Source organism: Bifidobacterium hapali, assembly GCF_002259755.1.
Lineage (GTDB): Bacteria > Actinomycetota > Actinomycetes > Actinomycetales > Bifidobacteriaceae > Bifidobacterium > Bifidobacterium hapali.
Map to the genome: position 1 here is coordinate 18,774 of NZ_MWWY01000014.1, position 20,537 is coordinate 39,310.

At 57.1% G+C, this 20,537-nt stretch carries 7 protein-coding genes and 2 pseudogenes; 8 read left to right on the forward strand and 1 reads right to left on the reverse strand.

The features are described from left to right. Positions 1-46: 46 nt before the first annotated feature. Both BHAP_RS12030 and BHAP_RS12035 read left to right on the forward strand, forming a co-directional pair. Positions 47-1,132, forward strand: a pseudogene (locus BHAP_RS12030) (ABC transporter permease); the annotation flags it as partial. A gap of 144 nt (positions 1,133-1,276) precedes the next feature. Further along, positions 1,277-2,017 (forward strand): annotated as a pseudogene (locus tag BHAP_RS12035) (ABC transporter ATP-binding protein); the annotation flags it as partial. 990 nt (positions 2,018-3,007) lie between these two features. Here the strand turns inward: BHAP_RS12035 and BHAP_RS03405 are convergent. Next, on the reverse strand, positions 3,008-4,183 hold the full coding sequence (locus BHAP_RS03405; protein WP_094729357.1) for an ATP-binding protein: 1,176 nt from the start codon (positions 4,181-4,183) through the stop codon (positions 3,008-3,010). Between the two features lie 122 nt (positions 4,184-4,305). On the opposite strand from BHAP_RS03405, the gene BHAP_RS03410 reads away from it, so the two are divergent. The 6 genes from BHAP_RS03410 (at position 4,306) to dnaX (ending at position 20,499) form a co-directional block, all read left to right on the forward strand. Then, positions 4,306-4,632, forward strand: coding sequence for a hypothetical protein (locus BHAP_RS03410; protein WP_094729358.1), 327 nt, complete (start codon positions 4,306-4,308; stop codon positions 4,630-4,632). Positions 4,633-4,994: 362 nt separating this feature from the next. Then, positions 4,995-13,241 (forward strand): LPXTG cell wall anchor domain-containing protein, encoded by an 8,247-nt coding sequence (locus tag BHAP_RS03415; RefSeq protein WP_094729359.1) that lies wholly within the window; start codon positions 4,995-4,997, stop codon positions 13,239-13,241. Between the two features lie 174 nt (positions 13,242-13,415). Next, positions 13,416-15,137, forward strand: coding sequence for a SpaH/EbpB family LPXTG-anchored major pilin (locus BHAP_RS03420; RefSeq protein WP_094729360.1), 1,722 nt, complete (start codon positions 13,416-13,418; stop codon positions 15,135-15,137). Positions 15,138-15,230: 93 nt separating this feature from the next. After that, positions 15,231-16,133, forward strand: coding sequence for a class C sortase (locus BHAP_RS03425; RefSeq protein ID WP_094729361.1), 903 nt, complete (start codon positions 15,231-15,233; stop codon positions 16,131-16,133). Beyond that, complete coding sequence (locus BHAP_RS03430; RefSeq protein ID WP_094729362.1) at positions 16,117-16,989, forward strand: isopeptide-forming domain-containing protein; 873 nt, start codon at positions 16,117-16,119, stop codon at positions 16,987-16,989. The genes BHAP_RS03425 and BHAP_RS03430 overlap by 17 nt, the downstream gene beginning before the upstream one ends. A 624-nt stretch (positions 16,990-17,613) precedes the next feature. After that, a complete protein-coding gene (gene dnaX / locus BHAP_RS03435) occupies positions 17,614-20,499 on the forward strand; it encodes a DNA polymerase III subunit gamma/tau (protein ID WP_094729363.1) in 2,886 nt (961 codons plus the stop codon). Positions 20,500-20,537 lie beyond the last annotated feature (38 nt).

Below are 20,537 nucleotides of genomic sequence, written 5' to 3' on the forward strand. Positions count from 1 at the left end.
CAGAGTACGAAAGGACTTTACTATGCCACAAGCAACTAACCGTCCGATGCGCGGGCCGCACGGTCCCGGTGGACCAGTCGAAAAACCGCAGGATTTCGGCAAAACGATGGGCAAACTCATCCATTTCTGCCGTCGATACATTCCAGTTATCATCATCGCGCTTGTCCTCGGTGCCGCCGGAACGATCTTCCAAATCATCGGGCCGGACCGGCTCAAAGACATGACTAACGAAATCGCCAAAGGTCTGCCCGCAATCGTTCGCGGAAAGCCGATCGTCGGCTCGGTTGATCTCGACGCGATCGCGCGCATCGGCTGGCTGCTCGTCGCGTTGTATCTCGGCTACGCGGTGCTCAGCTACGTGCAAAGCTGGCTCATGGCCAACGTGACGCAGCGCACCGCCCAGCGACTTCGCGAGGCGATCAGCGTGAAAATCAACAAACTACCGCTGAGCTACTTCGACAAAGTCAGCTACGGCGACGTGCTGAGCCGCATTACGAACGACGTTGACGCGATCGGACAGACGCTCGGCCAGTCGCTCGGTGCGCTGATTACGTCGGTCACGCTGTTCGTGGGCGCGCTCGTCATGATGTTTTACAACAACTGGATTATGGCGTTGTGCGCGATCGGTTCCAGCCTGCTCGGCGTGGTGATTATGGGCGTGATCATGAAGACGTCGCAACAGTATTTCGTGCGACAGCAGGTTGCGCTCGGCGATGTCAACGGGCACGTCGAGGAAATGTACTCGGGGCATCTGATTGTCAAAGCGTACAACGGTGAGGCGGATTCGATTCGCCGATTCGAGCGGTACAACGCTGATCTGTACGATTCTGGCTGGAAATCGCAGTTTTTGTCCGGTTTGATGATGCCGTTGATGCAGTTCGTCGGCAATTTCGGATACGTGGTCGTGTGCGTGGTTGGAGCGGCGCTCGCGATGGACGGGCAGATCGAGTTCGGTGTGATCGTGGCGTTTATGATGTATATCCGGTTGTTTACGCAACCATTGTCGCAGTTTGCACAGGTGTTCCAGAATCTGCAGCGATGCGCGGCCGCGTCCGAGCGCGTGTTTGGGTTCCTTGAGGAGCCGGAGATGGCTGCGGAGCCGACTCGAGATGAGCTGCTTGGGGGCACGGGTGATCGTGCGGGTCGTGGCGGTCGCGCGGGTCGTGATCATCGTGCGGTGAGTGCGGCGGTGGCTGCCGATAATCATGCTGCACAATCCGCCATGACTGCAGCCCAGCGGTCGCAACTGCTCGGTTACGACGATCACGGCAATCCGCAGCCGGTACGCGGCGACGTCGACTTCGATCACGTACGATTCGAATACGAGCCAGGCAAGCCAATCATCAACGACTTCTCCGCGCACGTCGCCGCCGGACAGAAAGTCGCCATCGTTGGCCCAACCGGCGCTGGCAAAACCACGATGGTCAACCTGCTCATGCGATTCTACGAAATCGCCGGCGGACGCATCACCATCGACGGCGTGGACACGCGAACTGTACCGCGCTGGAACGTGCACGACCAGTTCTCGATGGTCCTGCAAGACACGTGGGTATTCCGTGGAACAGTGCGTGAAAACATCGCGTACTCCAAGACTGGCGTGACCGACGAACAGATTGTCGCCGCATGTCGCGCGGTCGGACTCGACCACTACATCCAGTCCCTACCTGACGGATACGACACGGTTTTGGACGAAAACTCATCGCTCTCCGCTGGTCAGAAGCAGTTGCTGACCATTGCGCGTGCGATGGTCCAAGACGCGCCGATCCTGATTTTGGACGAAGCGACCTCTTCGGTTGATACGCGTACGGAAGAGCTCATTCAAAAGGCGATGGACGCGCTCACCGTTGGGCGAACGTCGTTCGTGATCGCGCACCGGCTTTCGACCATCCGCGATGCGGACATGATTCTGGTCATGAACCACGGCGACGTGATCGAGCGCGGCACCCACGACGAGTTACTCGCGGCGGGCGGGTTTTATGCCGACCTCTACAACAGCCAATTTACGCAAGTTGATTGATGGAGTGTCCGCTGCGTTACAGAAGACTCGACGTACTTTTGTACGCCTTCGTCTTCTGTGCCTTGCGGGCACACACATCAATCAACTTGCTACGCTCACTGAATAATGGCGCGTCCTCGGCATCGCGCAGAACTTGACGTATGTCAATACGTCGGCGTTCTGTGCGGCACCGAGGACGCACGCGTTATCCGATTTGCTACGCAAGTTGATTGATGGGGTGTCCGCTGCGTGATTTCCTTCTTTCGGCGTGATGTTTTGGTGGTGGGATGGGGCTCTCCGCCGGAATGTCACGCTGATAGCCCGGTTTTTGTGATATTTCGGCGGATGGGCTAGGTACTTCCGCCGGATTGTCACGCAAGCAGAGTCTTAAATGTGATATTGCGGCGGATGGGCTAGGTACTTCCGCCGGAATGTCACGTTTTGGGGGCGGTTTTTGTGATATTTCGGCGGGATTGGAGTATCTTCCGCCGGAATGTCACAAAGTGGGTGATCATACGGGTTGTTGTGGGTCACGGGATAGGAAATTGAGTGTTTTTTGCTATCGCGTGACCGCGGGTATAGGTCATGGGATGGAAATACACGTGGGGTTTTGCCATCTTGTGATTGTGGGCATGTTCACGGGATGGTACAAAGCCCGAGTTTTTCCATTTCGTGCGCTGAAAAATAGCGGAATTGAGGTCACGCGATGGATTGAAACGGGTCAATTCCATCGCGTGACGTGACCGAATATGTCAGTGCGGTTTGTGGGCTGATTGTGGGTGTGGTCTGTTTATTGCAGGAAAGTGCGGGCATGGACTGTTCATCAAACCTCGTAATCAGAGGGTTTCATGAACAGTCCCCACCTAACAGTCCCCACCCACAATGCTTCTTGTATCCGGCTTGTAGTGGAAGCGCAAGCGCATTATCCTGTACCATTTCACAGATTCTGTGAATAGTAATCCAATCGGCTATCAATTAGTGACACAGATCGCAACGTTTCTTGCATCCGAACTAACGCAGGAGCCAGTTGTTCGTATTGCTGACGTTGACATTTCCGTGTCGGTAGCTGTTCGCAACTCGAGATACTACATATAAGTGTTCCGTGGATATGCCGAGCTGTTGACCGATGGAGAGTAATTGCTTGGCATAGCGGTCATGGTAGGTCTGTCCGGATTTGATTTCAGCCATGATGGGACTGTGTCGATCGGTGAAATCAAGGAGATCGACCTCGATTTTGCTGTCGTCGCGGTAGAAGTAGAGCCGTGGCTCTCGGTCGGCGTTGTATTGCGATTTCAACGTTTCTGCCACGATAAGGTTCTCGAATACCATGCCTAAATATTCTGATTCGAGTAGGTCGTTCAGACTGGTGAGTCCAAGCAGATGGCAGAGGAGTCCGGTGTCGTGGAAGTAGAGTTTCGGTGTCTTGGTGAGACGTTTGCGCGCATTCGTGTAGTAAGGGTTGAGCGTAAAGATTACGTAGCTTGATTCGAGAATCGACATCCATGATCGGACAGTGGGAACGCTCACGCCAGTATCGTTGGCAAGATTTGTGTAGTTGGCAAGATTGCCAGCGTTTAGCGCGCATAGTTCCAAGAACGTGCGGAATGCGCTGGTATTACGCACATCAAGATAGCCTGCCACGTCACGTTCAACGTATGTGTCGATATAACTACGGAAGAATATATCGTGTGGTATGCCGGATGTGATCATGCGCGGGAATCCTCCGGAGAACATGAATTCGTCTGTTGAGAGCTGTTCGGACTCGGACGCTTCCGTGATCTCGCGATAGGAAAGCGGTAAGAGTTTGAGCAAGCCAACGCGTCCCGCTAATGATTGTCTGATCTGCTTGAGTAGCAGGAAATTCTGTGAGCCTGACAGAATATATTGTCCTGGTTCATTGCGTTCATCGGATACGACTTGGATCATGGAGAATAAGTCTGGCGCGTACTGTGCCTCGTCGATAATTAGATGATTTGGTTTGTTGCGGATGAAACCTACGGGATCTTCCAGAGCTTCTGTTCTTGTCTGTCTATCTTCGAGATTGACATATCGATAGTCGGGGAATGCTTCTCGTACAAGCGTTGATTTGCCGCTTTGTCTTGGGCCGGTAAGCGACACGATAGGAAACCATGTTGCAGTCTGCTGTAATCGCGAAAGAAGGATGCGTGGGATGATCGGTAATGCCATGATGCCTTATTTTACCATAATCGTAAAGTAGAAATTACCATAATCATAAAGTTGCAATTGCCATAATCGTAAATTTGTGTATTTATGTATCTGCTAAAAGCTGAGAACAGAGGATAGGTAACATGGGGGTGAGAAAGGTTTGTGAATGTGATATTTCGGCGGAGGACTTAGGTACTTCCGCCGGATTGTCACGCAAACAGGGTCTTAAATGTGATATTGCGGCGGATGGGCTAGGGGTTTCCGCCGGAATGTCACGTTTTGGGGGCGGTTTTTGTGATATTTCGGCGGGATTGGAGTATCTTCCGCCGGAATGTCACATTTTGAGGGTTGGATGGGTGCGATGGATGGGTTGGGGATGGTGGAACGCCGTTGCTCCCGTTGGTTTGGCGGATATAGATGCGTGTGTTGCCGCCGATGCGGTTCAGGCAGTGGTGCGTAAAGTGATGTAAGGATATATATGCGTGTGCTGAGGAGCCGCGGTGGCCCGGCGTTTGCGGGGGACTCGCATCGGCAACGATGGCGCAGCGAGACCCCGGAATTGAACGGCTATAATCCGCCCAGCGGGTGGATTATAGGGGGCAACCACACTCCCGCAGTGTGGAAAGCGTTTTCTTTATTGTGACACTGGTGACGTCAGTAAATCGGCGTGTTGCCTACGATCATGGGACTTTTACAAAACGGATGAATTTACCAAGAAAAAGCTGTCCTGGGGGGGGGTGTAGAAGTTTTTACACCGATTAATCGGCTTGATAAGAAAGACGCGTGATCGGTAACGACAGGAGTGATGACCCAGAGTAGTATAGGGGGCCATATGCGCCGACGTATGTCGAGTAATCCGCTGACCAGCGGCTTCCGCATGCGCAGACCGTATCATGCTCGTGTCATCATGGATTGGCGACGCGCGATGGCCGCCATACTTGCCGTCGTCATGACCGTGGTCATGACCCCTGCCGCCGATGCACGCGGCCTCGCTGATCCGTGGAACATCGGCGCCGCATCGATCTCCGCAGTCGGTTCGAGCGATGACACCGGCGTCACCGTCGTCTCGAATGGCACTATTGTGACCGACCCCACTATCGTGGCTGCGACACAGTCGGCGACGCTGACCACGCTGCGCACTGATTCATCGCCCGCCTATGACACGGAAACAGTGGATGATTCCTCATCAGATTCCGCTGATTCTGGCACCGCGGATGCGACGGATTCAACGTCCGCTGATTCATCATCCACCGAATCTCAGCCTCAGGTCACCGTCGGCACGACGACGCTCGGCGGCCGCGATTTTGAAGGCCAAGTCACCAAGGAAATCAACGGCAAGACGTACATTCTGATCGGCAACGAACAGCAGCTGCGCGCCATCGGTTCGGACAAGAAGGTGGTGCGCCCGATCTGGAAAACCGAGACGGCACAATGTCGGCAGACCGGTATTTTGCTGGGAATTCCAACGTATGGATGGGTTGATATCGACCATGTAACAACGCAGGAATACGTGGGTGATGCCGATCTCGATGAAACGTCGACATTGCGCGATCAGGCCGCCGACGGAGACCATGATTCCTCGTTGCTGGTGTGTAGCGCGCTCAGTGTGAACGACTACAAATACCACTACACCACGCTCGACGACGACGGCAACAAAGTCAGTGCCAGCTCGGCCAATACCGGCCAGACCTACTCCGCGGACGCGAACTACATCATCTTCCGCGACATCGACCTGAGCTCGAACGCTGCCGACCCCACCAACACCAACTGGACGCCGCTCATGTTCTCTGGCACGATGCTCGGCGCGGTGAGCACGAACAGTAGCGTTGCCGGTACATTGCGGAGTGCGATTGATACCGCTGGCACAGGTGTAGTAGACGGAACCGCTAAACCGGTCATCTCTCATATCGTCGTCAGTCAGCCCGGACCGCAACTCGATGTGAGCGTGCAGCAGGGCGTCGGCTTTTTTGCGTCCATTATGAGCAAGTCAAGCCTTACCGGCAGTAGTCTTGGCAGCGCGGGTACGGCCACCGTTGCCAATCTCAAACTCAGTGACGTGTCGGTAACGAATCAGGCCACAGAATCCTACATACCGACAACGCTATTGGGAGCATTGACCACAGCCGTGGGGATGCTGCTCGATGCGCTGATCGCCGCATTGAAATTGCTGACTTTGGGTGCGCTTGACATTGATTTAAAACTTGCTGATCTGTTGACGTTGCACAAGATTAATCCGTCGAATCTCGCTACGGGCGCGTTCGCCGGCCGCATATATGGCGATGTACGCGTCGCCGGGTGCGAAGTAGAGGATGTCACGGTCTCCAGCGTAGCGAATATGACAGGCGGTTTTGCAGGGTATGTTGAAGGCGCCACTCGATATGATGCCGTCTCCGATATTGTAGGAACGCTAACGAATGTGCTCGCGAAAATTCTCGGGGTTATTCCGTTCCTCGGTTTGGGTGATCTGGTTGAATGGCTGCTGGATGGCACGCTCGGACTAAATGCTTTGATTCCGGTCGGCTACTACAACCCGGTCATCTCCGATTCACATGTGAACGGATTCAAGACGGATACGGTTATCGGCAGTGACGCCAAGAACCAGTCCGGCGGCTTCGTCGGTGTGCAGATCGGCACGATCATCGAGAATTCGTCGGTGACCAGTGCGAACGCGTTTACCGTGAAGGCATCCCAATATGCGGGCGGATTCGCCGGCGTCAGCCGCAACGGCAATGTGGGAGGTCTTGTCAACTCGCTTGGCGTCGATTTGATGTCTGCGCTGCGTCCGCAAAGCCTCATCGAATCAAGCACGCTTGACGCGCAAGGCGGTGTCACCGTGACCGCCGCGAACTACGCGGGCGGATTCTCCGGCGCGATGGCGAACGCCTATGCGATCAATGACACTGTGTCAGGCATCGCGACCGTTACCGCCACCGCATCGCATGCCGGCGGCTTCACCGGCTTCGCCTCGGTCGGCTGGGGATTGGAACTCGGCACCGATGATACGACGAACACGTCGCTGGTCAAGCAGCTCACCAAAGCCATTACGAAATTGCTGAGCGATGGCAGCGGCAGCAATGCGGGCGAACTGTTGTCCATTGCAGGCGTGAAACCGTCCGCGATTCTTGGCACGACGATGAATGCCGCGATGAAGATCACCTCTGACGGCGATTACGCCGGCGGTATGGTCGGCGTCGGTTCCGGCACGGTAATCGATGATTCCAGTGAGGGCAATCTCAACAACCTTACGTTCTGGGAATATGACAGTGCTCTACATCCGAAGCGCGCTTACCCGAAGCAACAGACCACGGTGATCACGCAATTGGATTCGGTCAAGGCCGGTGATTCATATGCCGGTGGCATTGCGGGCAACCTTCAGCCGGTTATGGTCGCCGGGCTTTTGAACAATGTGCTTTCCATCGGCGATCTCACCGTGCTGAAAAAGGTGAATCAGTTCTCCGCCTTTACGGTCAGCAATGTTACCGTTAACAATATGGCCAACAATGCCGCGGTCAACAATACCGCGAAACTGGTGGTCATTGCGGATGGGTATTACGCAGGCGGCGCCATCGGATGTGCCACCGGCGGCGACATTACGAACGTGAGCATCGCACAGATTGCCAACGTCACAGCTAAAGGTGAGGCTGGCGGTTTCATCGGCATGACCGGCCCGGGTGATGCGGTCGGTGCGACTGGCCTTAACGTGCTCGGCTTGATCAAAGTCTCGGGGTTGCTTTCCGTTGCTCAATATTCGTCGGTCGAGGTGCGCGACGCTACCGTCGCCGGTATAGCCATCGGGTTCACCGTGGCTGCGACCGGCGCGAATACCGCCGGCGAGACTAACGTCTACACGGTCGGCGGTTTTTATGGTCAGGCGAACTCGACCAAGACGGTTGACGCGCATGTAACTAATCTGCGATCGGTCACCGCCGACAAAACCACCTCGGACGGTTTGGCCGGCGGATTCGTCGGTTACTCCACCACCGGCGGTCTCGCCGACGTTGCCGATAATGCAGCAGATTCCAGCGTGCTGGACGAGTGGATTAAAGGCGGCTTGTTGTCCGTCAATGATCTGCTGGGCGCTGTGCCCTATTTGATCCCCAACTATCGGGATACGACGGTCAGCTATGTCAATGGTGGTTATGTTGAAGCCGACGTAGCGGGCGGTTTCGCAGGCGACTTCCAAAGCGGCAAAATCAACCAGTTTTCCGATAGTGATTTGAAAGATGACCCAACTCTTGCCAGTATTAAGACGCGTGTCACAGCAAACGGCTACGCGGCCGTTATCAACATCGACCATGTGACCGGCGGCGCCTATGCGGGCGGTTTCGGCGGTAAGGTCGTTTCCGGCGCGCTCGCATCGGCGGGCAATGGTGGCATCAGCCTGCTCGGCAAACTCGGCACGGTGGATTTGACCAATCTGGTGCAAGTTGTGCAAGGCTATGTGCCGTTCATCTCCTATGCTGGCGTGCGCTCTGACTCCACCACGGTGGAAACCACGAGCGGCAACAAGACAACGAGCCCGGATCATCCGGGACTGTTGGTCGTGGCGAATCGGCTTGATGATGCCGATTCCCGTTCCGGTTCCGCCGGCGGCTACATTGGCTACGGTTCCGGCGTGCAAGTATCCCATTCCGATGTGACGCAATTGCGCTACACCAAAGTCACCGAGCCTTCACAGCGTGAGGGCGTGAACGGCTATCCATATTTCGATGGGGCGAAAAGCAAGTATGCCATTACCGCAAAGCGCTATGCCGGCGGCTACATCGGGTTTATGGATATCGGTTCCGCCGCATCAGTTGGGCAGGGACTCAAACTGCTCGGTAACGGCATCAAACTCACCGATGTGACCAGCGTGCTGTCGGTTGTGGTCTCCACGATCGAGCATTCCGACGTAACCGGCGATACGCTGGGCTATGCGGTACTTGCCAGTGCCACTGATGAAAAGAACACGGCTATCGGCGATGCCATCGCTACCGAAGGCAGCGCCAAAAACCCGATTGGTCAAGCGGGTGGATTCGCGGGGCGGATTCAAGGCGGGCATATTCAAGACGCCAACGCACATAATTTCGCATACATCATCGGCCAGATTACGTCCGGTGGTTATGCCGGTGGCATCGCACCCGGTGATGCGGCAAGCGTGCTCGGCGATGATGCGTCGATCTTGAGCGGTCTGGTTAATACTGGCGGCACATTTGCATCGCTGTTGCAAGACTTTGTACCTACGATTCGCAATTCGTCCACCGACGCAATACCATGCGGCGGTGTTGTGCGCGCGCAAGCTGCTTCGGATTCGGTCGCATTGCGCGGTATGGCCGGCGGTTATGTGGGTCATAACGAAGGCGGCCATATTTGGGGTAAGAACAATGCGCCGTGGAAGAGCGAGAATGACGCGAACAACCATTACAGCGGCCCACAGCATACTGCGTTCGCCGCACGTATTCTCTCGGTGTATGGTGCGGAATTTGCCGGTGGCTTTACCGGTTTTATGGAACCTGCCGATACCGCTGAAACCGGTAGTCTCAGCCTGTTGTTCGGACTGATCGAGGTTGGTAATCTGCTCGGCGCACTCGGCGTGACCTACCCGACCGAGGAGAACACGCAGGTCACCGGGCCGCTGCGTAATCTCGACTTTGCGACATGGCAGAAGTGGGCTTCGGCGGTCGGCATCTACGGCGGTTACGGCAAGGAATTCGCTGAACTGCTCAAGAATGCCGGCACTATCACGAATCAAGATGAGCTGAATAAAGCCATTGACATGTATATTTACGGTACAAATGTGGTCGCAGGTCGTACATCCTACGATCAGAACGCGAACGCTTCCGAGGGTGGCGTCGCCGGCGGCTACGTCGGTCTGATGCGCGCTGGCACTGTGACCAACGGTCAGGCGCAGGACACCAAGCAGGTCAAGGCCATGCGGGCGGCTGGTGGTTTCGCGGGTTCGATGGAGGCCGGAGGTGCTGCGCAATTCGGCACCATCGACGTGCTGGGCTTTATCAAAGCCAACCTGAGCAAACTGGTTAGTGCGCTGAGCGTGTTCGTTCCTGTGGTAAAAAGCTCGTCTGTGATTGGCTACCGTCGCGGCATGACCGTCGAGGCGACCGGTATCGATCTGACTCATACGAACGGTTTTGCGGGCGGCTATGTCGGTTATGCTTCCGGCGCGCAGATTTGGGGCGATGCCACGTTCGCTGATGCGGACGAGTCCGGCGACCGTTGGACTATCGGTTCCACGCATGAGGGCTATACGGCGACCGGCTGCAACGTGACGAACCTTCGCCGTGTGAAGGGTACAAACGCGATCGGCGGTTATGCCGGCCTGATCACCGCGGCTGGTGTGGCGGAAGTGAACACGAACGTATCTGAAGGCATATTGCAGAAGCTGCTTAATGCGTTGATCTCCACGCCATCCGATCTTGCGCAAGTCGTGCAAGCCACCGTATCCACCGTTCGGGGAGCAATAGTCGCGTCCGTGACGGACGAGCAGTCCGCCGCCACTTGGGGTTTCACCGTGGAAGGCGCGTACAGTGTGACCGGCACCGACGGCAAGGTCACAACTCGGTATGCGCGTGCAGCTGGCGGTTTTGCTGGCTCTATGAAGGCCGTCGTAGCCGGCACCGAAAAGGGCGGCACTGCTACGGATGGTACTGACACGTTGACCGTAAGCGGTCTGCGCGGCGTGGAAGGCGGCCAGTATGCAGGCGGCTTCTTCGGTCAAGCTGATGTGACGTCGGTTGCGTCTGTGGCCGGTACCGATGGTACGGACGGTTCCGACCAAAGCGCCAACCTGCTCCTCAAACTGATCAAGGCCGGTAACATTAGTGCGCTTGACGCCTTCCGCACCTACATTTACCACGCGAATGTGGTCGGTGTTGCTGATGGCATTCAAATCAAAGCCCACGATGCGAGCCAGCAAGGCATCCTTGACTCGAAGCGATACACCGGCGCGGCCGGAGGCTTCGGCGGCGGACTCATTAACGGCACGGTCGACTACGGAACCGTAACGAACCTCAACAGCGTCAACGGCATCAACTATGCCGGCGGCTTCATCGGACATCTCGGCAAAGCCGGCACACTAGACGTCGATAATGCACAAGTCAGCCAGCTGCTTGGCGCGACCGCCGGCGTGCTCGACATTTGGGGCTCGCATGTGGACGATTCATCGGTGCAGGGCATTGCGAGCGGCTTCACCGTGACCGTTTCCCATCAAGGTGAAAACTATCAAGCCGGCACCGATGCAGCGACTGGACGCGAGGTCGCCGGAGGTTTCGCCGGATACGCCGACCTTGCTCGTGTGAGTCGGTCGACTGTCACCGGACTCAAGAAGGTGTCCAGCGGAGAGGTTGCTGGCGGTTTCGTCGGTGAAACGACGATGGCGTATTTGGTTGATGCTCAGGTCAGTTCGGTATTGCTTGATGTGATCCTCAAAGTCGTCAACGCACTGGTTAAACTGCTATACCTTGACAAATTGGAAAGCCTCGGCGTGATCGATATCGGAGCATGGTTCCCCGGTATCAAAGACGTGTTTGATCTCAAAGTGTTGGCTGAAGGCAATGTGCTCTATGTCAACCTGTTCGGATTGAAAATCGGTGTCGGACTGTCAAAGGCAGACGCTGAGAACCAGCAGCAGACCGACGTGGCGATTATCACCATCGGTGACTCGACCATCAAACTGCCATGTACTAATCAAGGTGTGGACGAAGATCAGCTTCGTTCCAATCTCACCGTTGAATTAATCAAAGCGAATCGGACGAAGGCCACGTATTCCGCAGTGCAGGGCATCGCCGACGGATACGACGTGTTCGGCGGGGGAGCAACGCAGGATTCCGACGGTACCTCGAATCTCACAACCGGTATTGCGGGAGGTTTCGTCGGTCTGAATCATGAGGGTCTGCTCGAGCATGACGACATGACCTACGCGGACACGATCCGCGGTGCAAGCGGTTTGGTTGGTCCGTTCAGTGGCGTTACGAAATTGAAGACTGTTTATGACTTCAACAGCGTGCAGAAGATCGAAGGTAACGGGAACACGTACCACATTTACCGTGACGTGCCGGAGACTTGGTCGTATGCGTTGACGGCCGCGCGCAAGCAGTTCACGTATGGCTCGCATATGGATAATGCCGCAAAGGCTGACGGTACGGCGAGCGATACCGCAGGCGTACTCAAGCTGAATCTGAACCGTTACGACGTAGCTCATCTGGCGCGCAGTCTCGTGCCGGGTACCACCGATCAGTACACGACCCCTGATATCCAGCAGTTTGCTGATTACAAGGACGCGGTGATGGCCAACAACGTGAGCGGTTCGAACACTGGTTCCTCGGCTGGGGGAGTGGCGAACGAGTCCGCGCCGCTCGGCGTGTACGTGTCCGCCGCTCAGGCTGATCTCATGCTGGGGGTTGCGGTGAGCGACAACAACGGTGGACTCACCCCCGAACCGGACGACGGTCAGGACCCGTGCGGCTTGGACGGTTGCCGGACGGTTGATCTGACGTTGCAGAAAGTGTGGAAAGACGCCGGTTCCGGTCTTGCGCGGCCGCAGTCGATCACACTGCAGATCACGGCGACGTATACGGATGCGAACGGCGAAACGGTTACGCCGGAGAAGATTACTTGCTTGGCTGATGACTGTACACCAACCAACCAGGGCAATCCGTGGACTGTGACCTTGGATGCGTCCGACGGTGCACTCTGGTCCGATACGTGGCGCAAGAAGATCAGCGGACTGCCGGTCGCGTTCGTCGATACGGGTTCCGGTGCGAACGGTGAGGATGTCGTGCGTTACTACACGTACACCGTCGCAGAAATCGCGATGACGTATCCGAAGGACGCAGCTCACGAGAAGGATTACGACAGGACGCCCACCGAGGCTGGATACACCGTGAATGTCTCGTACGACAACAAGGAATACGTGGCGACGGTTACGAACTCGGTACCCAGCCTGCCCAATACGGGCGGTACGGGAACCGCGTGGATTGTGGCGATCGCCGTGCTCATCCTCAGTCTTGGCACCATATGGTACTTGCGCGATAGCAATGCTGGCGGTGCGCGCAGAAAGCGAGGTCGTCATGCCGGAGCATAAATCGCTGTGTGATCGATGACCCCTAACCCGAGGAGCGACGATGCTTGTCATCGGCATGAGCCCCTTCGATAACCCACAAGATTTTCCGTCGCTTTGGCGGCGGGCAACCAATATGGCGAACGTTGTGCCGGTACCGTCCGGAAACTCGTTCAACTATAGGAGAAAGGAACAGTGATGCAATCACTGATCAAGAAAATCGCCGCGGTGATCATCGCCATCGCGACAATGCTCGGCTTCGCCGGGCTCGGTGCCACCACCGCTCTTGCGGCTGATACCGGCACCATCACCGTGAATACCGTCAAGGGATTTACGGGTGAGTTGAAGCTGTACCAGATGTTCAGTGCCACTGTCGGGGCGAATGCAGATTCGGATACCACTGACGGTACTAAGACAAATGTCAGCTACACGCTGAAGAACGAATGGCAGTCGTTCTTCACCAGCGCTGAGGACGGTGCTGCTGGTACGAAGTTCACCGAAACCGACACGGATACGAGCAATGCGTTGTCGGATAAAGCCGTGAAGTACATTCAGGGCTTGAGCGAAACTGAGCTTGCCAACTTCGCCAATGTGGCACAGAAGTGGGCTGCCGATAAGGCCATCGATGCTACTAAGACCAGCTCGAATGCCACGAATAAGAAGACCTACGTGTTCGAGCAGCTCGGCCTCGGCTATTACCTCATCGCTCCGGATGCGGGACAGTCTGCCAATACGGTTGATCAGTCCTACCATGCACTACTCGTAACGCTTACTGATGCCGAGAAGAACGTGTCTATCCAGCTCAAGCACGAGTTCCCGACCATCGACAAGACTGTGGACGACAAGACAGCAGAAGACAAGAACATCGGCGATACGGTGAGCTACAAGCTGTCTTCCACTGTTGCCGGAGACATGATGGACTACACCGAAGGCTATGTCTTCACGTTCCACGATACGCTGTCCAAGGGCCTCGACCTCGTGCCGAATGCGGCGGATGACACTGTTACGGGCCTTACCAACTTCGCTCCGACCGTTAAGATCAACAACGGAAATGCTCTGGACAAGGATACGGATTACACCGCGACCGCAACAAAGAATACCGATGGCACCACTACCATCACTGTTGCGATGATCGACATTCAGAACAAGCATCCGGAAGCTGCCGGCAAGACCATCACCGTCGAATATTCCGCCAAGATCAACGCTGACGCCGTGACTGGTACCACCGGTAACGCCAACTCCGCACAGATCGAATACAGCAACGACCCGACGAGCAATCAGACTGGTACTTCTGTGCCGACCGAAGTCAAGGTGCACACCTTCGAGTTCACTCTCGACAAGTACACCGGACGTATCTACAACGAGTCTTCTGAGCGACTCGGTGGTGCCACGTTCAAGATCTACAAGTCTGACAGCAAGCCGGATACTACTACCGCTACCGCGTTAAAGTTCAACGTTACTGCGGGTACGGGCAGCGCGGCTACCACTGCTAAGTACGATGCGAATCAGCAGGCTCAGGGACTGGTTGATACCATGACCACTCCGGCATACGGCCGCATTGTTGTCTCCGGCCTGGCTGCCGGCATCTACTGGATCGAGGAAACCGCAGCTCCGGATGGCTACAACAAGTTGGCAGATCTGGTCAAGGTTGAGATCAAGGCAACCTATGATGTTAACGATCAGGGGCAGACGGACGATACTCACACCGGTAAGCTGACCTCGTGGGAGATCTCGTACGGCGACAACAACAAGGGTACTGGCGAACACCCGGTCGTTCCTGTGCTCAACGTCAACAAGAGCAATCTCACCCTCCCCTCCACCGGTGGCATGGGTACGATCCTGTTCACCGTGTTCGGCGTGCTGATCGTGGCGCTCGGTACGGCTTGGTACGTTAAGTCGAACCGCAAGACCGCCAAGTAAATCAGTGACCATCGGCTTGCCGGTGGTATTGCATCGGACGCCGATTGCTGCTTGCTCCGCCGAACAAGTAGCTGACTGTTAGCAAGGAGATTCATGGCGAGGAAGTTGCGCGGCCTTATGCCGCTATTGGTCATCGCGATAGGACTGCTCGTGCTGTTCTATCCGACGATTAGCAACTTCCTCATCATGAAAAACGCGTCACGCGTCGTCGGTAACTACGACAACGCCGTCAACGCGCTCTCCGACGAACAGTATCAGCAGATACTCGCCGCCGCTCACGCGTACAACGAACGGCTCGCCGCGGAAAGTTCCGGACTGACCGACGCACTTGCCGGAGCAGTCGATACCGAATCAACCAACGACGAGTACATGAAGTTGCTCAACGTGAACGGCGACGGCATGATGGGCTACCTCACCGTGCCGCGGCTCAAGGAAACCATGCCGATCTACCACGGTACTGCCGAAGAGGTACTGCAGGTCGGCGTCGGGCATCTCGAACAGACCTCGCTGCCGGTGGGCGGCGCGTCCACGCACGCGGCTCTCTCTGGACATCGGGGACTGCCCACCGCGAAGCTGTTCACCGACCTCAACCTGATGCAGGTCGGCGACAAGTTCTATCTGAAAATCCTCAAAGATACCTACGCGTACCAAGTTGACAATATCGTCACGGTTCTGCCGACCGACACGAAAGAGCTCGCCATCGAATCTGGCAAGGATCAGGTGACGCTCATCACATGCACCCCCTATGCGGTAAACACGCACCGGCTGCTGGTACGCGCCCATCGCGTGCCCTACGTGCCCGAAACCGATGAGGACGCTGCCAAGCCCACGTTCCATGTGGACATTCCGCTGCAGTACCTGCTGCCGTCGCTTGCGCTGATCGCACTGCTGATCGGATGGGGCATATGGCGACGACGCGAACGCTTGCAGCGGGGGAACGGGAGCGCACAAGGACACGAACCACGAGGAAGGACATCTCATGGCAGACATGCGTGAGGACATGCGTCACGGCATGCGTGCGCACACGCATGCGGACATGCGTGCGGACACGCGTCAAGACGATCGCGATCATGGACACAGCGCGGCCCATATGGGCATCCTTTCCTCGGCGCTCCTGTCCGTCCCACGGCGTCGGTCTTTCATGGTGATCGTCTTGTGCGCGGTCATGTGCGTCGCTGTCTGTGTGATGTCGCTGGCCGTGCCGCAGGCATTCGCGGCCGACGCTGACCAGCCGATCGGTTCCCTCACCATCGATGCCGTCTGGGATCGTGACGCCGACGATAAGCGTGCGCTCGCCGGCGACAGCTACGCCATCGTGCGGGTCGCTTCCGCCACGCTCGACCCGGACGGCAAGCCATCCGCTTTCCACACGCTACCTGATTTCGCCCGATTCATCGATGATTGGGATGGGCTGACCTCGTCCGCGCTCAACGCTGCCGCCAAACGCATGGATGCGCTCGCTGCAGACCGTGGGCTATATGTTGAGCGGGGCGTCACCGATGCGCGTGGCCGTGTGCAGTTCGCCGATCTTGCCGCTGGCGTCTATCTGGTGTCTCGCGTGGCGGTGGCTGATGCGAACACGCGCTACACTTGTGATCCGTTCCTAGTGTCGGTACCCGATACGGAGGATGCTGTGTCGTTTGGGACGTTCGATGTGACTGTGGAGCCGAAGTTCGCTGATGCTGGCGTGCCGGATGAGCCGGGGGTGACGCCGGGGCCGGGGGTGAAGCCGGGGCCGGGGAGTACTGCGAATACTGGTGCCGATGTGGTTCCGGCCATAGTACTCGCCATGATGTGCGCCGCTGTAGGCATCGCTGGCGTCGTCACCAGCCGCTGGCGCCGGGATGAATAGCATGGCTGATTGAGGAAAGTTCATGAATGTGATATTTCGGCGGAGGACTTAGGTACTTCCGCCGGAATATCACGTTTAGGACCCTGTTTTTGTGATATTCCGGCGGATGGGCTAGGGGTTTCCGCCGGAATGTCACGTTTTGGGAGCGGTTTTTGTGATATTTCGGCGGGATTGGAGTATCTTCCGCCGGAATGTCACAAAGTGGGTGATCATACGGGTCGTTGTGTGTCACGGGATAGGAAATTGAGTGTTTTTTGCTATCGCGTGACTGCGGGTATAGGTCATGGGATGGAAATACACGTGGTTTTGCCATCTTGTGATTGTGGGCTTGTTCACGGGATGGTACAAAGCCCGAGTTTTTCCATTTCGTGCGCGTTGAAAAATAGCGGAATTGAGGTCACGCGATGGATTGAAACGAGTCAATTCCAGCGCATGAGTATTGCCTTTATCATGGGATGGAATAATTAGCCGTTTTGCCATCTCGTGCGCTACATATCGGGTATACGTGGGTCACGCGATGGATTGAAACGGGTCAATTCCATCGCGTGACGTGACCGAATAATAACAGCAGCAATCCGCCGCGCCGGTCAGCGCGCCTCGCCGTCTTGCGGTAGGTTGGAGTGCATGGCACTTGCACTGTATCGACGTTATCGACCGGACACCTTCGACGGAGTCATCGGGCAGGATCAGGTTACGATCCCGCTGATGCGCGCGCTCGACGCGGGCAAGCTCACCCATGCCTACCTGTTTTCCGGTCCGCGCGGCTGCGGCAAAACCAGTTCTGCGCGCATCCTCGCCCGCTGCATTAACTGCGCGAAGGGCCCAACTTCGCATCCGTGCGGCGAGTGCGATTCTTGCCGCGACCTCGCGACCGGCGGTCCCGGCTCGATCGACGTGGTCGAGATCGACGCGGCGAGTCACAACGGCGTGGACGATGCGCGCGAGTTGCGTGAGCGTGCCGGATTTGCACCCGCCCGCGACCGATACAAGATTTTCATTCTCGACGAAGCGCACATGGTCACGCAGCAGGGCTTCAATGCGCTGCTGAAAATCGTCGAGGAGCCGCCGGAACATGTCATGTTCATTTTCGCGACGACCGAGCCGGACAAGGTGATCGGCACGATCCGCTCGCGTACGCATCACTATCCGTTCCGTCTGGTTCCAGCTGAGATCATGGGTCCGTATCTTGAGACGATCTGTGAGAAGGAGTCGATCAAACCCGAGCCTGGCGTGCTCAAACTCGCGATGCGCGCGGGCGGTGGCTCGGTGCGTGACACGCTGTCGGTGCTCGATCAGCTGATGGTCGGTTCCGTGGACGGCGTGATTTCGCATGATTCCGCGGTTGCTTTGCTTGGATTTACACCGGAAGCGTTGATCGGTGAGGCGATTGATGCGGTGATTGACCGCGACGGCGAGGCGCTGTACGGCGTGATTCAGAAGGTCGTAGTCGGCGGATTCGACCCGCGCCGGTTTGTGGAGGATTTGCTTGCGCGCGTGCGTGATCTGCTGGTGCTCACGTTGGCTGGTCAGCGCGCGGAAACTGTGATGTCGGATGCTGCCGAAGGTGAGAGTATGGCTGATTTACAGCGGCAAGCTGGCGCGCTCGGATTGACGACGTTGACGTCGATGGCTGACACGATCAACACGACGTTAGGGTCGATGACTGGTGCGATTTCGCCGCGCATGCGACTGGAGTTGCTCGCCGCGCGGCTGCTCGCCGGGCGCGAGGATGCGTTGCCAAGTGCGGCGCACGACGATCGTGCGGATGGCGGCGTGGCTGCTGGCGTTGCCTCGCGGCCAGCGTCCGCTGGGGCGACGACTCGCACTGGATTCGCTGGTGCGGCGCGTAATCAGCAGCCAGCTGCGGCGACTGGCGAGGCCCCGCGTACAACGGGATTCGCTGGTGCAGCCCGCAATCAGACTCATACTGTTGGATCGTCAGCAGAGTCGGCTTCCTTGAGCGATGTCCACAATATGAACCACAACTCGGACGCATCTGTAAGCGTAACTGATGCGCGAACAGCGGCATCTGCAAGTTATCCTCAACTGCACGATGCTGGTGCCGACACGCGCAATGAGTCTGCTGGTGAGCACGCGGTACCGGCTCAACTCGCTGGCGTGACTCCTGCGTCGCACGCTGCGGAAGAAGATAATCGTACCCCCGACCAAAAGTGGGACGCCCTAATCGCAACGTTACCGATCGGCGTGCAACGGTACGTCAATCGCACTCGCATCCCGAAGATCCTACTCGCCGCCGACCAAGCTCATCAAGGTCGCATGCGGCTGTGGCTCAAGTTCGACAAATCGTTGAGTAAGTACGCGTTTGCGCTCGCCGTGGCCGACGAGGCAGTCGACGGTACTACGAACGTCGTGTCTATTTTGCGCAACGAAGTCCGACATATGTTCGGTGAGAACGTTGCGATTGCGCCAACCAACAAGATGGCGGACGGTAGCGTCGCGCCGCCGTTCAGCAAGTTGCCGCAAGATCAGCAGCAGAAAATCAAGGCGCAGCTGTTGCAGGAGAGTCTGCAAGCCGCTGTCGCGAAAACGTCGTCCGAAGCTGCGAGCGGAACGGCGTCTGGGGAGCGCGAAAGTGAGTCGCCGGCAGATGACGGCGTGCGATCGGCGGATGACGACGAGGCTCATCGAGCCGGCGGTACTGGAGTCGGCGGCACTGATCGAAGTGAGCCAACGCGGGTTGATACTGCAGATAACAGCAGCCGCGACCGTCTAGCTGATAGTAACGCGGCGGGTAATGCTGACCCCTGGGCTCAGCCGGCGCCGCAATCCGCGGTCGGCGCTGGAACCAGTGACACGGCCGGTGCCGCGGTCAATGCGGTGACTGACGCTGCGGCCGGTACTGCGGCCGACGATCCGTGGGCTCAGCCTGACGGTACTGTCCGCCCGCTGAGCGTAACGTCTCGCGGTCCGGCCGACGCGAACCGACATCCGCAAGCCGAGCATCATCACAAGCATGTCGCCGTTCCTGATTTGAGTGACGATACCGATCCGTGGGCGCAACCTGCGGTAGGGGACAGCGGTCGTGCGGACGAAACGGGCGGTCAGCCGGGGACGTCGGCTGCTGTTGGAAACGCTGCGAGTGGAACCGGTTCTGCTGCGGGGCAGTCTGGTGTCGGTACTGTGACGGGCCGGACTGGCAGTGTGCCTGCTGACCCGTGGGATCAGTCTATCCCGTTGCCGGATGTCGCTCCGCCGGATGATGACGATCCGTGGGCGGGGCAGGCGGCTGCTGGTTCGCCGGGCGGCTACGGGAGCGGTCAGGATTCGGGGGGCACAGTTGCGTCTTCGGCGTCACCGGTGTCTGTGCCGCCGCAGGTTGACCCCGATGATGACGAGTACTCAATGGATGACGAGTCGCTCGGCACGGCTGAGGCGATGAGTGTTGACGAGTTGAGCAAATTCTTCGACGTGAAAAAGGTTGAGGAATTTAAGTCCGACGACCCGAAGAATCCGCGCAATATCGCCCGCAACAACAAGCGCGACGAGTGATTGTTGCCGGGAATGTCTGAGTTGTGAGGTCGATGCAC